Origin of the sequence: Shimia sp. R9_3 (assembly GCF_017743755.1) — a bacterium.
Lineage (GTDB): Bacteria > Pseudomonadota > Alphaproteobacteria > Rhodobacterales > Rhodobacteraceae > Shimia.
This window is the reverse complement of record NZ_JAGHRP010000001.1, coordinates 40,607-54,683: the sequence shown is the minus strand read 5'-3', so window position 1 is coordinate 54,683 and position 14,077 is coordinate 40,607. Positions and strand designations below refer to the sequence as shown.

Here is a 14,077-nt window from a genome sequence, read left to right as displayed (position 1 = left end):
CTCTGGGGCGGCTTTTTTGTGTGCGCGCGGCAGCGATCAGAGCGTGGCGTGCCAGTCTTTGATGGCGGTGCCGATCTCATCCGGGCTGTCTTCCTGAATGAAATGGCTGCCTGCTACGGTGACTTCGCTGAGGTTCGGAAAACTGCGCACATAATCCCGCACCGGCCCAGCGATCAGCGCACCGGGCTCAGCGTTCACAAAAAGCTTGGGCAGATCACTTTCCTTGAGCCATGCGGAATAGGCTGCCACAATTTCGGTTACATCAGCCGGTGTGCCCGCGATCGGGATCTGGCGCGGCCATGTCAGCGTCGGGCGACGATCTTCTCCGGCATTGGCAAAGGGGCGGCGGTACTCGGCCATCTCTTCCTCGCTCAGATCGCGCAGGATGGAGCCGGGCAGGATCGCTTCCACAAAGGTGTTGTGCTCAAGGATCATCTCTTCCCCTGCCGGAGAGCGCATCGCCTCAAAGATCGGGCGCGCCGCCGCAGGGAAGCTGTCCCAGCTTGGCACAGGGGCCACGATGCCCTCCATAAAGGCGATGCCTTTGACCTTCTCGGGATTGCTATGCGCCCAGTGAAACCCAAGGGCGGAGCCCCAGTCATGGATCACCAGCGTGACATTCTTCGTCACCCCCAGCGTTTCCAGCAGCGCGTAAAGATAGCGACGATGCTCCACAAAAGTGTAGCGCTCCGGCCCGCTGTCATCGAGCTTGTCGGAATCGCCCATACCAATCAGATCGGGCGCGATCAGCCGCCCCTTGCCAGCCAGATGCGGCATCACATTGCGCCAGAGATAAGACGAGGTCGGATTGCCATGCAGAAAGACAATCGGATCCCCTTCGCCTTCCTTGATATAGGCCATCTGTTTGCCATGCACCGTGGCAAATTTCTTTTTCTCGCGGAACGCTGTAGACATGGGCCTCTCCCCTGTTGATCCTTGTTTGAGAAACAGAATTAGCGTAATGGAATGATCGTTCCAAAACAAGAGTTCTAATGCCAAGACCACAGTCCCAGACCCGCCAAGACCTGCTGACCAACGCGATGATGGCCTTTTGGAAAGGCGGCTATCGGGCGGTGTCCGTGGGGGATCTGGTGCGCGAAACCGGGGTCAGCCGCGGCTCTCTGTATAGTGACTATTCCGGCAAAGAAGCCTTGTTTTCCGCTGTGCTGGATCATTACCAAACCCATGTTGTGACCCCGCTTTTTGGCCCAGTAGAGGCACCGGATGCGGGGTTGGAAGCCGTTGCCGATTATCTCTCTGCTGCCATCTCGCAGGAAGGGCAGGCAGATGACGGCGTGACCGGTTGTCTGGTCTGCAGCACATGGGGGCAGATCAGCGCAGAGGAGGCTGACATCAAGGCCAAGCTCTTGGCCCATGCCGACCGGCTCACCGCTGGGTTCACCGCCGCGCTGTCGCGCGAGAATGCCAAGGCGGGCAGTCCTCTGAGCACAGAAGAGCTCGAAGCCCTTGGCCACTACACAATGACGGCGGTGCAGGGGCTTTGGTCCTACGCCCGCCTTGCACCCCGCCGCGATCAGCTTCAAAAGGCAGCGGACCAGCTCATCGCGCATCTGCGCCGATGCCTCTACGGAGCCGCCTCATGACCGCCTTTCTCCCTGACCAGCCGATGCTTGAGGGCCTCTTTCGCTTCATTGCGCTGGATGTGGAAACCGCCAATGCCCACCGCCACAGCATCAGCCAGATCGGCCTCGCCGGGGTGCGTATGGACGGCACGATTGAGACCTTCGCCACCTACATCGACCCTGAAGAGCCCTTTGCGCCTTTCAACACCGAACTCACCGGCATCAGTACCGCCACCGTGCGCGGCGCGCCCACCTTTGCGCAGGCCTGGCCGCTGATGGCCCCTGCGCTGTCACGCCATCTGCTGGTGCAGCACAGCGGCTTTGACGAGAAGGCCATCACCGCCGCCTGCCTCACCTCAGGCCTTGGCAAACCCAAATTGCATTGGGCGGACAGCGTGAAAATCGCCCGCAAAGCCTGGCCGGAGTTTCGCGGCAATGGCGGGCACGGGCTTGGCCATCTCAAAGAGGCCTTGGGTCTGGAGTTCCATCACCACGACGCCGGCGAAGATGCGCGCGCCGCCGCCCAAGTGGTGCTGCAAGCCGAGCAGCGCCTTGGCAAAACCATCGAACAGATCACCGGCAAAACCGCCCATCTGCAGCTCTCCTTTGCGTTTTGATCTGCGGATCATCGCAGCGTTTCTGGGGGATATGCTCAATTAATTGGCGAACTTTCTCGCGATGCTAATCGTAACATCAGGTGCGCCGCACCCTTGGGTTGAACACCCTTTTCCGCCGAACGGATTCTTAAGGTTTTTCACCAACACCCCCTCCAGAAATTCGCGAATGTAAGGCCGCCACAGCGGATGCGGCCTGCCAAAGAGGACGTTGATGAAACAAAATGCCAATCACCGACACGGGCCTTTCCGGACCGTGTTGCTCAGTGTGTTTGCCGCCCTTCCGATCCTAGTACTGTGCACAGGCATGTCGATTTACAGCGCCTATCATGAGTCAAACACCGAAAAGGCCGCGCTGGTTGAGGTCATTCAGGCCTTCTTCAAAAGCTATGTGACCAACCGCGGCGACGGCGCAGCCGCACCTGCGAGCTTCCGTCAGGAAGGCCTGACGAACTTCAACGCCGCCGGCGGACATGGCAGCGAAGCCTTTGAAATCACCATGCCCGGACTGCCCGATCATGAGGTGGTCACAATCGAAAACGACCCCTATGTGCGTGGCGTGATCACCGGCTTTCAGGAGACGCAAAACCACGAGATTGTGGAGCGCCTGATCTGGGATCAGGGCGGTCTGTCCTCCCTGTCGATCTACCCAAGTGTCGCGCAGTCTCAGGCCTGTGTGGATTGCCACAACCGGATTGTACCCTCCCGCAATTGGCAGCTGGGCGACATCATGGGGGCCTATGTGGTGCGCGCGGATCTGAACAATGATCTGATCGCAGGCGTGACCATTGGCTTTGTCTTAGCGGGTGTCGTGGTGGCGGGGCTGGTCTGGCTCCAGCTGCGCGAAGCGGCGGCGCGCAAGGTCGAACAGGAGGCCATCGCACAGGAAACCGCTCGGGTCGCGCGCTCCGACATTGCGCTCGGGGAGGCCAAATCGGTCGTGGGCGCCTTTGCGCAAGGCCAAGTCGACAAACGCATCGAGATTTCCGACGCAAAGGTCGCCTCAGAAAATGCGCCGCTGATCGAAACCGTGAATGACCTCTGCACGGTGGTGAGCGATTTTGTGACCGATGCGCAGAGCGTGACACAAAGCCTTGCGAAAGGCGATTTGTCCGGCCGCATTGAGCGGGATTACTCTGGCAGCTTTGGCGAAGTGGCCGCAGGGCTGAACGCCAGCTTGGAGCGCATGAGTGCAACGGTACAGGTGATCAATCAATCCGCCGAGCATGTGGCCCAAACCGCCAAGACGCTTGATCAGGAAACCCGCCACCTCTCTGACCGCACCAAACACCAGTCCCAGATCGTGGAGCAAAGCACCGATATGATGCGCGGGATCGGCACCGCCGTCGGGGCCAACGTCACCGCCGCGCAGGATGCCATGGCGACCGGACGCCGTGCCAACAAACGCGCCGAGGAAACCGTGGGTGTGGTGTCTCACGCCAGCGCGGCCATGGCGGGTGTTGAGGCGGGCACCAATGAGATCAAGAGCATCATCACGCTGATTGATGAAATCGCCTTTCAGACCAACATGTTGTCTGTGAACGCCTCGGTCGAAGCAGCGCGCGCGGGCGACGCGGGCAGGGGCTTTGCCATTGTGGCCTCAGAGGTCCGCAACCTCTCCCAACGTACCAGCGACGCCGCGTTTCAGGTGGCGGAACTGGTGGCTTCAAACGTGGAAAAAGTGGCCGAGGGTGTCTCTGAGGTTGAGGAAGCCAAGACCTCGATCGTCGACGTGCAATCCGCCAACAACGCGGTGGATCAGACTTTGGTGGAGATCGTTGAAATGAACGAGACCCAATCCGAACGCCTGCGCCAACTCAGCACCTATGCCCAGGATCTGGACACAATGACCCGCGAGAATGCGGATCTGGTGGATGGCACCGCTTGGGCCTCAGATCAGCTGTCTGAAAGCGCGGCGCGCCTGATGGAGGCGGTGGCGTTCTTCTCACAAAACGGCGCTGTGGCGGCACATGTTGCGGTGCGAGAGGAAGAGCGCGCCGCCTAAGGCGCAGCCGTCATTCCAATCACCCAAACAAAAACGCGGAGCCAAGGCCCCGCGTTTTTTTGTGACTGAAAACCTGATTAGAAATCCAAATTTTCCACGCTCAGCGCGTTTTTCTGGATGAACTCGCGACGTGGCTCCACCACATCGCCCATCAGCTTGGTGAAGAGGTCATCGGCTTCCGCCATATCTTCCACCTTCACCTGCAACAGTGTGCGGGCATCCGGGTCCAGCGTGGTTTCCCAAAGCTGATCGGGGTTCATTTCGCCCAGACCTTTGTAGCGCTGCAGTGTTAGGCCCTTTTCGCCTTCCGCGAGAATGGCTTTCAGCAGGTCGAGAGGGCCGTGGATGATCTGGCTGCGGTCCTTGCGCACCAGCGTTGCCGGGGTGCCGTAAACTTCCTGCAGGCTGTCTGTGAAGCTGCCGGATTTGCGGGCCTCACCAGAGCGCAGCATCGGGCCATCCAGCGTGCGCACCTCTTCGACACCGCGCAGAATACGCGCCAGACGGATACCGTGGTCCTGCGTGATACGGCCCGTCCAGCCACGCTCATACTCCAGCGCGATCAGGTCCAGACGTTTGGCCACTTTATCGGCCACACCTTGCAGATCGCTGTCCACCGCGCCCGGCACAAAAGCGCCTGCAATGGCGGCCTGCTCCAGAATGTGACGCGGGTAATGGGTTGGGAAGGCGTCCAGAACCTGCTTGAGCTGCCGCGCCTCGGTCACAACACGTGCCAGATCCTGGCCGGTCATTTCCATGCCGTTGCCCAGCTTCAGTACCGCGCCTTCAATGCCCTGATTCACCAGATAGTCATCCAGCGCACCCTGATCTTTCAGGTACACCTCGGACTTGCCGCGCGCCACTTTGTAAAGCGGCGGCTGCGCAATATAGAGGTGCCCTTTCTCGATCAGCTCCGGCATCTGACGATAGAAGAAGGTCAGCAGCAGCGTCCGGATGTGCGCACCGTCCACGTCCGCATCGGTCATGATCACCACCTTGTGGTAGCGCAGCTTGTCGACGTTGAATTCATCGCGCCCAATGCCGGTGCCAAGCGCCATCACAAGGTTGCCGATCTCCTGCGAGCTCAGCATCCGGTCAAAGCGCGCGCGCTCCACGTTCAGGATCTTACCGCGCAGCGGCAGGATCGCCTGTGTCATCCGGTCCCGACCGGTTTGCGCAGATCCGCCCGCAGAATCCCCTTCCACGAGGAAGACTTCGGTCTTCGATGGGTCTTTCTCCGCACAGTCCTTGAGCTTACCGGCAAGGAAGTTCACATCCATCGCCGTCTTGCGCCGCGTCAGCTCGCGCGCCTTACGGGCCGCTTCACGGGCATGGGCCGCCTCAAGGATTTTGGAAACGATCATCTTCGCGGTCTGCGGGTTTTCCTCAAACCACTCCGTCAGCTTCTCGTTCATCAGCCCTTCAACCGCAGGACGCACCTCGGAACTCACCAGCTTGTCTTTGGTCTGCGAGCTGAACTTCGGATCCGGCACTTTCACGGACAGCACGCAGGTCAGACCCTCCCGCGCATCATCGCCGGTGAAGGTGATCTTCTCTTTCTTCGCAACACCGCTTTCCTGCGCGTATTTCTGCAGGGTGCGGGTCAGCGCGCCACGGAAGCCCGCAATATGCGTGCCGCCATCGCGCTGCGGAATGTTGTTGGTAAAGGGCAGCACGTTCTCGTGGTAGCTGTCGTTCCACCACATCGCCACCTCAACGCCGATGTCGTCTTTCTCGCCTTTCACATAGATCGGCGCTTCCATCAGTGACGTCTTGTGGCGGTCGATATATTTGACAAATTCATTCACACCGCCGTCGTAATAGAGCTCGGTGCGCAGCGGTTCTGCGGGGCGTTCATCTTCCAGAATGATGCGCACACCGGAGTTCAGGAAGGCCAGCTCGCGCAGGCGCTTTTCCAGCGTGTCAAAGGAGTACTCGATGTTGGAAAACGTCTCGGTCGAGGCCATGAAGCGCACTTCGGTGCCGGTCTCATCGCCACATTCCGCCACTTCGCGCAGGTGCTCGGTGCAATCGCCGTGCTCAAACTTGGCGTAGTGCTCCTTGCCGTTGCGCCAGATGCGCAGCTCAAGCCACACCGACAGCGCGTTCACAACCGAAACCCCCACGCCGTGCAGACCGCCGGAAACCTTATAGGAGTTGCTGTCAAATTTACCGCCGGCGTGCAGCTGGGTCATGATCACCTCGGCCGCAGAGACGCCTTCTTCGGGGTGAATATCCACCGGAATGCCGCGGCCGTTGTCATAGACAGAGACCGAACTGTCGGCATGAATTTTCACCCGAACATGGTCTGCGTGGTTGGCCAGCGCCTCATCAATGCCGTTGTCGACAACCTCGTAAACCATATGGTGCAGACCCGAGCCATCATCGGTGTCACCGATATACATGCCCGGCCGTTTGCGGACCGCTTCCAAACCCTTGAGAACTTTGATGGAATCCGCGCCATATTGCTCGGGATTTTGCGCGTTATCAGACATTCATGTCGCCCTTTTTGATTTCCCGAATTTATATCGGGTTTGGGCGGGGTTGTCACGCAAATGGCCAAATTTTCCGCAACGAAAGCGGTGTCGGCTAGGCGTGCTCGGAAAGCTGGGAAATCCCATCCGTGTCAGTGACTTCAAAGTACTGCGCACGCGCGCCCAAAGCGTCAAACAGGCTGCGCTCCGTGCCGGTCATCCAGGCCTGTGCCCCAAGGGTGCAAATCTCGTCATAAAGTGCGGCGCGGCGGTTGGGATCAAGGTGGGCCGCCACCTCATCCAGAAGCAGCAGGGGCGGCGCGCCAAGGTCTTCGGCCAGCGCCCGCGCATTGGCCAGAATAAGCGACACCAGAAGCGCCTTCTGTTCGCCCGTGGAGCAGTCTTTTGCCGGAACGCCTTTGCTGAGGTAGGTGCCCAGCATATCGGTGCGGTGCGGCCCCACCAGCGAGCGCCCGGCGGCAATGTCACGAAACCGGCTTTCCGCCAGCGCCTCGGCCAGATCCTCGCGGCTGTCCGGCATGCTGCCCTCTGACTGGATCAGTTCCAGCTCGGCCGTGGGAAAGGCGGTTTCCGCTTGGCCTTGCGCAAGGCTCAACCTCTCGACCGTTTGCTGACGGGCGGCGTGAATGCGCGCGCCGCTCTCGGCCATCTGCTTTTCAAGGGCCATATACCAATGGGCATCATTGAGCTGCTCTTTCAGCAGCCGGTTGCGCTGCCGCATGGCTTTTTCATAGGCCAGCGAATGCTCTGCATGATCCGGGAAAAAGCTCAGCGTCATGCGGTCCAGAAACCGCCGCCGCCCTTCCGCGCCCTCAATCCACAGCCGGTCCATCGAAGGGATCAGCCACAGCACCTGCGCGAGCCGTCCCAGCTGCACCTGTGGCGCGGCTTTGCCGTCCACCTGCACCTGCCGCGCGGCGCCGTTCTCGGAGCGAATGTCGATTTCATAAGCGGTCTGGCCCGATTGCAGCAGGCCTGAGATCTTCCAGCCAATCGCCTCCGGGCGTCGGGTCATCTCTTCGGCGCTGGCCCGGCGAATGCCCCGGCCTGGCGAAAACAGCGAAACCGCTTCCAGAATATTGGTCTTGCCCGCCCCATTGGGCCCAAACAGCGCCACAGGGCGCCCATCACACTGAAGAGCGCCTTTTTTGTGAGACCTGAAGTGAGACAGGCTGAGGGATTTTAGAGCAAGCTCAGACATTTGCTGCGCTTCTTATTCTGCGAAAATCTCTCAGCCAGAGGCATCGACGCAAGCCGATCAAACCCGCATCGGCATAACCACATAGACTGCGGAGGTGTCATTGCCTTCGCGCATCAGGGTTGGATCGCCTGCGGAATTGAACATGAAGACAGCATTTTCACGGTCCACCTGGCTGGCGATTTCCAGCAGGTATTTCGCGTTAAAGCCGATCTCCAGACGCTCGTCATTGTAGGCCACGGCCAGCTCTTCTTCCGCCGCACCGCTGTCTGGCGAGTTCACCGACAGCACCAGACGGTCTTCATCCAACTGTAGCTTCACCGCACGGGAGCGCTCTGAGGAAACAGTCGCCACACGGTCCACCGCCTTGGCAAACTCAGCAGCATCCACTTCCAGCTTGCGGGTGTTGCCCTGCGGGATCACGCGGCTGTAGTCGGGGAAGGTACCGTCGATCACCTTGGAGGTCAGGGTGATATCCGGTGTGGCAAAGCGCACTTTGGTCTCGCTGACCGAGACCGCGATTTCCATCTCATCGTCATCCAGCAGCTTGCGCAGCTCGCCCACGGTTTTGCGCGGCACGATCACGCCGGGCATATCCGCCGCGCCCGCAGGCACATCGGTGTCGATCCGCGCCAGACGGTGACCGTCCGTTGCCACAGCCCGCAGCGCCTTGCCGCCGTCTGCATCCGCAACGTGCATATAGACACCGTTCAGATAATAGCGGGTCTCCTCGGTGGAGATCGCAAACTTGGATTTGTCAAACAACCGCCGCAGCGCCGGAGCGGGGGCGGAGAAGTTTGCGCTGTATTCTGAGGAAGCCATCACCGGGAAATCCTCGCGCGGCAGCGTCGCCAGCGAGAAGTTGGAGCGGCCCGCATCCACGGTCAGGCGGCCAGCGGCGCTGTCATCGGTCAGCGTGACCAGCGCGCCATCGGGCAGCTTGCGCACAATCTCATGCAAGGTGGTTGCGGCCACTGTGGTTGCGCCGGCGCGCTCCACCATGGCGTTGGCTTTGTCCACGACCTCAATGTCCAGATCGGTTGCACGGAACTGAACCGTGTCCCCTTCTGCCTCGATCAGAACGTTTGCCAGGATCGGGATCGTGTTGCGACGCTCTACCACAGACTGCGCTTGCGACACTGCTTTCAGCAGCACGGCGCGTTCGATACTGATCTTCATCCCATCGTCCTCCGATTGCCGGGAAGGGCAAATTAGCGACATCCCTTGCCGACACAAGTGTTTTGTTGGTTTTGTCGGCCACTTCGAAAGGGCCGTCAAGCGTATTGGGGGAATGAAAACGCCGCAGCCCATGCGGACGCGGCGTTTTGGTAACGTATTTGGCGTTTGATGCGGGTTTGCCGCTTAGGCTTCCAGCGCCCGACGCAGCATTTCCAGATCTTCTGCGATTTGCCCGTCAGAGCTGCGCAGCTCTTCGATCCGCTTCACGCCATGCATGACCGTGGTGTGGTCCCGTCCGCCAAAGCGACGGCCGATTTCCGGCAGGGAGCGCGAGGTCAGCTGTTTGCACAGATACATCGCCACCTGACGTGGACGCGCAAAGGTGCGTACACGCTTGGGGCCGATCATGTCAGACAGGCGGATGTTGTAGTGCTCGGCCACCTTACGCTGGATCTCTTCCACAGAGATCTTGCGCTCAGAGGCGCGCAGCACGTCAGACAGACAGTCCTGCGTCAGCTCCATGGTGATCTCGCGACCAACCAGTGAGGCAAACGCAAAGAGACGGGTCATCGCGCCTTCCAGCACGCGCACGTTGGTGGAGATGCGATGCGCCAGGAATTCCAGCACGCCATCCGCGAGCTGCAGCTCAGGATATTGCTGACGGTAGCTGTCCACCTTGTTCTGCAGGATGCCGAGGCGCAGTTCATAGTCGGTTGGGTGCAGGTCAACCACGAGGCCACATTGCAGGCGGCTCTTGATGCGGTCTTCCAGATCCTTGATCTCACCGGGCGCACGGTCGGCCGAGATGATGATCTGTTTGTTCTGATCCACCAGCGCGTTGAAAGTGTGGAAGAACTCTTCCTGCGTGCTGTCTTTGCCGGCGATGAACTGGACGTCATCCACCATCAAAACATCCACAGAGCGGAACAGCTCTTTGAAATCCATCATCTTGCGGTCACGCAGCGCCTGCACAAAACGGTACATGAACTGCTCGGCAGAGAGGTAAAGCACGTTGAGATCGGGACGGTGCGCCTGCAACTCCCAGGCGATTGCGTGCATCAAGTGTGTCTTACCCAGACCCACGCCACCATAGAGGAACAGCGGGTTGAATGTCACCGGGCCACCCTCGGCCACACGGCGCGCTGCGGCATTGGCCAATTCGTTTGGTTTGCCGACCACAAAGCTGTCGAAGGTGAAGCGTGCGTCCAACGGGGCACCGGTCATCTCGGTGTCAGAGCCCGCTGCGGCCTTCGCGGACGCACTCAGGCTGGTTGCGCCGCTTGCAGGCGTCGCAGCAGGTGCCGCGGCCGCCGCCGCAGTCGCGCGACGAGGTTGCTGATCTGCAACTTTAAATTGCATGCGTTGAACGCCTGCGCCCGCTTGGTTCAGCTGGTGCATGATCAGATCGCCATAGTTTTGCGATACGTAGTTGCCGATAAAATTGGTCGGCACGTGGAAGGTGGCGACACCCTCGTTCAGGTCGGCAAGATCGACGGGCTCGATCCAGGTTTTAAAATTGTTTTGGCCAACCGTCTTGAGAAGGTCTTGTTGAATATCGCCCCATTTATCTTCGGTCATCTGTCCCCGTGTTCCTTCAAAAGTTCCGTCGCGCCGGGCTGAGCCCAGTCATAGTTTTGTCCCGAGATCACGTCGTCCGGAGGCCAAAACGGCAACAAATTAGACAAACCTCAACCGTTCCGGGGGTCCCTATTCCCCGGTTGAGCTTCTCTAAATGCGCAAGCGCAGATTTGTTGGAACAGCAGGCACCCTGCCAACTGATAAAGTTACATCTACGATGTAACCGGATCAGCAGGCTGGCATGGCAAAGCCATAATGTGTCAGCGTCTGTCCCCCCCAAGGCGATGTGAATCGCTGTGAGAAACTAGCAAGCTGGTGCTCACGCGGGCAACTGAACTTCGATCTTGACTCAGATGATTCAGAAAAAGAATCTATCCACAGGTGGATAAGTGACTGTCTGGTAATGAAAATTCCAAATTGGCTCAAATGCCCACGGATTCACCCTCTCTTAATACGTGTATTTTATACAAACTTTCGTTGTCGGCAGTGCGGCATCACAAATGCTGTGTTTTTCCCTTGTTTCGGGGCGTGTTGACCCCGGATTGCTGTGGCCTGCCAGCCACAGGGGTTCTGCACTGCGGCGCCCACAAAAGGGAATCGCCAAGAAATCGATCATATGCATGGCGCACAATACTGCCCCGTCAGATTTGCCGTGCCCTCACCCTGAGTTCGGTCTGAAGGAGGGGCAATGCAACCTGAAACAGGTGCGACGATTCTCCTTCGCGTGCTCTGCCTGCCCTCTGCGGGGTTGTTTCACCGCGCAGGCCCGTGCAAAACAGGCCGCGATGGCAAAGCAACTTGATTACCACACGATCCGCGAGATCTTCACCCGGTTTGAGGCAGCTGAGGCCCACCCCAAAGGCGAACTTGACCATGTCAACGTCTATACATTGGTGGTGGCTGTCGCGCTGTCTGCGCAAGCAACCGATGCCGGTGTGAACCGCGCCACCAAAGAACTCTTCAAGGTGGCCGACACCCCACAAAAAATGTTGGATTTGGGCGAAGACGCTCTGATCGAGCACATCAAGACCATTGGTCTTTACCGCAACAAAGCCAAGAATGTGATCAAGCTCTCCCGCATTCTGGTGGACCAGTATGACGGCGTGGTGCCCAATTCCCGCGCCGCGCTGGAAAGCCTGCCCGGTGTGGGCCGCAAAACCGCCAATGTGGTTTTGAACATGTGGTGGCAATATCCGGCCCAGGCCGTGGACACCCACATCTACCGCTTTGGCAACCGCTCCGGCGTCTGCCCGGGCAAAGATGTGGTGGCGGTTGAGCGTGTCATCGAAGACCATATCCCCGTGGATTTTCAACTCCACGCCCATCATTGGATGATCCTGCATGGCCGCTATGTGTGCAAAGCACGCAAGCCGCTCTGTGGCACCTGTCTCATCCGCGATCTCTGCCTTTTTGAGGACAAAAACCTATGAAAAACTATCAGGTTGTCGGCATCGGCAACGCCATTGTCGATGTGATCAGCCAGTCGGATGACAGCTTTCTGGATCTTATGGGGATCGAGAAAGGCATCATGCAGCTTGTGGAAAAAGAGCGCGGCGAGATGCTCTATGCGGCGATGACCAACCGCACACAGGCGCCGGGTGGTTCGGTGGCGAACACGCTCGCGGGCCTCGGTGCGCTGGGGCTGTCCACCGCCTTCATCGGCCGTGTGCATGATGACGCGCTGGGCCAGTTCTACGCGCAATCCATGGAGACTGGCGGCACCGACTTTGTGAACCCGCCTGTGCCGGGCGGAGAGCTGCCAACCTCGCGCTCCATGATCTTTGTCTCCCCGGATGGCGAGCGCTCGATGAACACCTATCTGGGCATCTCCTCTGAGGTGGGCCCGGATGATGTCTCTGACGATGTGGCCGGTCAGGCGCAGCTCCTGTTCCTTGAGGGCTACCTTTATGACAAACCCAAAGGCAAAGAAGCCTTTGAGCGCGCCGCCAAACTCTGCCGCGATGGCGGCGGCAAGGCGGGCATCGCCCTCTCTGACCCTTTCTGCGTGGAGCGCCACCGCGACGATTTCCGCCGTCTGGTGAAAGAGCTGGATTTCGTGATCGGCAATGAGCACGAATGGGCCTCGCTCTATCAGACGGATCTCAGCACCGCGCTTGAGCAGGCGGCACAGGACGCGGGCATGGTGGTCTGCACCCGCTCGGGCAAAGACGTTGTGCTGCTCAGCGGCGCAGAAGAAGCCACCGTTTCTGTGAACGAAATCGTGCCGGTCGACGCCACCGGCGCCGGGGATCAATTTGCCTGCGGCTTCCTCTATGGTGTGGCCACCGGACAGTCGCTGGAAACCTCCGGCAAAATGGGCTGCATCGCGGCGGCAGAGGTGATCAGCCACTATGGCGCGCGCCCGGAGGCAGACGTGAAAGCCCTGTTCCAGAAAGCCGGTTTGATCGGCTGACGCGCCATCGCAGACCAATCCGCTGGTGGCATTTTGCGGAATGCCTCTGGCGGGGATATTTTGAGAATGAGAAGCCAAGCGCGCCTCAATGTCACCGCCAGACGCCACGCGCGCGGCTCGCAGGACATTGAGGCGCTTCTCATTCACGGCCATCGGCTTCCCAGCCTGTGCCGCCAGAACATCTTGGCAACTTAAGTTTAAGATTGTCTTAAAAGACTTCTCATTCCCCAAATATCCAAAGCGCGCCCGTGGCGCCTTCATGCGCGGCTAGAGGGGGCAGTTGCACCTAGCGGCAGGCGCAGCCTACGTCAAAGAGGCGATCGCCATATCCGCGAGCTGTGCCGCGAGATCGGGAATGAATTCCTCAGGCTCATCGGCACGCGGCTGATACCAGAACACCGGCGCATTCACCAAGAGTAACAGCGATTGCAGCGCGATGGAGAGGTTCTGTTGTTTGAACCGGCCAGCTTCCATGCCTTCTGCAATGACGGTGCGGAACAAATCCTGATAGGCAGCGCGTTCCGCGCGGATCCCGTCAAAAAGCGCACGTTCCTGCGCGGTCGTCGATTTCTGCATGATGCCGAGATAGGACTGAATGATCACCTTGTGATAGGGCAGCGTGCCCAGCACGGCGGGCACATGCGCAAGGATCATTTGGCGCAGTTTTTCCTCTGGCGGGAGCGGCGCGTCGATCACCGGGGCCACCGCCTCATGGGCAAAAGCCGCAGCGCGTAGGCAGACCTCGCCCAGCAACGCGCCTTTGGAGGGGAAGTGGTGGTAGATTCGGCCTTTGGTGGCGCCAAGGTGGCGCGCCACATCGTCGATGGAGGCCGCATCGGCGCCAAGTGTCATAAAAACATGTGCAGCCGCGTCCAGTATTTCGGATTTTGACCGACTGATTGGGGGCGAAGTGGGGCTCAACAGAGGCTCCTGCGCGGCTGGCTTGACGCTACGTCGGCGTCACGGGCTGAATTGACAGCATACTAAGTAGTATGTTTGCATCGCCCCTGCA

At 59.4% G+C, this 14,077-nt stretch carries 11 protein-coding genes; 5 read left to right on the top strand and 6 right to left on the bottom strand.

Annotated elements, in window-relative coordinates; translation table 11 throughout:
- Positions 1–36: 36 nt before the first annotated feature.
- On the bottom strand, positions 37–915 hold the full coding sequence (locus J7412_RS00225) for a haloalkane dehalogenase (protein ID WP_209075924.1): 879 nt from the start codon (positions 913–915) through the stop codon (positions 37–39).
- Between the two features lie 77 nt (positions 916–992).
- On the opposite strand from J7412_RS00225, the gene J7412_RS00220 reads away from it, so the two are divergent.
- From J7412_RS00220 to J7412_RS00210, 3 genes are all read left to right on the top strand, one after another.
- Positions 993–1,604 carry a TetR/AcrR family transcriptional regulator gene (locus tag J7412_RS00220; protein WP_209075922.1) on the top strand — a complete coding sequence of 204 codons (612 nt, stop codon included), beginning with the start codon at positions 993–995 and terminating at the stop codon, positions 1,602–1,604.
- Entirely contained in the window at positions 1,601–2,200 is a 600-nt protein-coding gene (locus J7412_RS00215) for an exonuclease domain-containing protein (protein WP_209075921.1), read from the top strand. Before J7412_RS00220 ends, J7412_RS00215 begins: the two co-directional genes overlap by 4 nt.
- A 211-nt stretch (positions 2,201–2,411) precedes the next feature.
- Entirely contained in the window at positions 2,412–4,202 is a 1,791-nt protein-coding gene (locus J7412_RS00210) for a methyl-accepting chemotaxis protein (RefSeq protein WP_209075919.1), read from the top strand.
- A 77-nt stretch (positions 4,203–4,279) separates the two neighbouring features.
- On the opposite strand, the gene gyrB is transcribed toward J7412_RS00210, so the two are convergent.
- The 4 genes from gyrB to dnaA form a co-directional block, all read right to left on the bottom strand.
- Positions 4,280–6,697, bottom strand: a complete 2,418-nt coding sequence (gene gyrB / locus J7412_RS00205; RefSeq protein ID WP_209075917.1) for a DNA topoisomerase (ATP-hydrolyzing) subunit B — start codon at positions 6,695–6,697, stop codon at positions 4,280–4,282.
- 94 nt (positions 6,698–6,791) lie between these two features.
- Complete coding sequence (gene recF / locus J7412_RS00200) at positions 6,792–7,898, bottom strand: DNA replication/repair protein RecF (protein ID WP_209075915.1); 1,107 nt, start codon at positions 7,896–7,898, stop codon at positions 6,792–6,794.
- A 57-nt stretch (positions 7,899–7,955) separates the two neighbouring features.
- Positions 7,956–9,074: a DNA polymerase III subunit beta gene (gene dnaN, locus J7412_RS00195; RefSeq protein ID WP_209057553.1), complete on the bottom strand. Its 1,119-nt coding sequence runs from the start codon at positions 9,072–9,074 to the stop codon at positions 7,956–7,958.
- A 183-nt stretch (positions 9,075–9,257) separates the two neighbouring features.
- Entirely contained in the window at positions 9,258–10,652 is a 1,395-nt protein-coding gene (gene dnaA / locus J7412_RS00190; protein ID WP_209075912.1) for a chromosomal replication initiator protein DnaA, read from the bottom strand.
- 785 nt (positions 10,653–11,437) lie between these two features.
- On the opposite strand from dnaA, the gene nth reads away from it, so the two are divergent.
- Complete coding sequence (nth, locus tag J7412_RS00185; RefSeq protein WP_209075910.1) at positions 11,438–12,082, top strand: endonuclease III; 645 nt, start codon at positions 11,438–11,440, stop codon at positions 12,080–12,082.
- Positions 12,079–13,065: an adenosine kinase gene (locus J7412_RS00180; RefSeq protein ID WP_209075908.1), complete on the top strand. Its 987-nt coding sequence runs from the start codon at positions 12,079–12,081 to the stop codon at positions 13,063–13,065. The genes nth and J7412_RS00180 overlap by 4 nt, the downstream gene beginning before the upstream one ends.
- A gap of 303 nt (positions 13,066–13,368) precedes the next feature.
- On the opposite strand, the gene J7412_RS00175 is transcribed toward J7412_RS00180, so the two are convergent.
- Positions 13,369–13,986, bottom strand: coding sequence for a TetR/AcrR family transcriptional regulator (locus J7412_RS00175; RefSeq protein WP_247743704.1), 618 nt, complete (start codon positions 13,984–13,986; stop codon positions 13,369–13,371).
- Positions 13,987–14,077 lie beyond the last annotated feature (91 nt).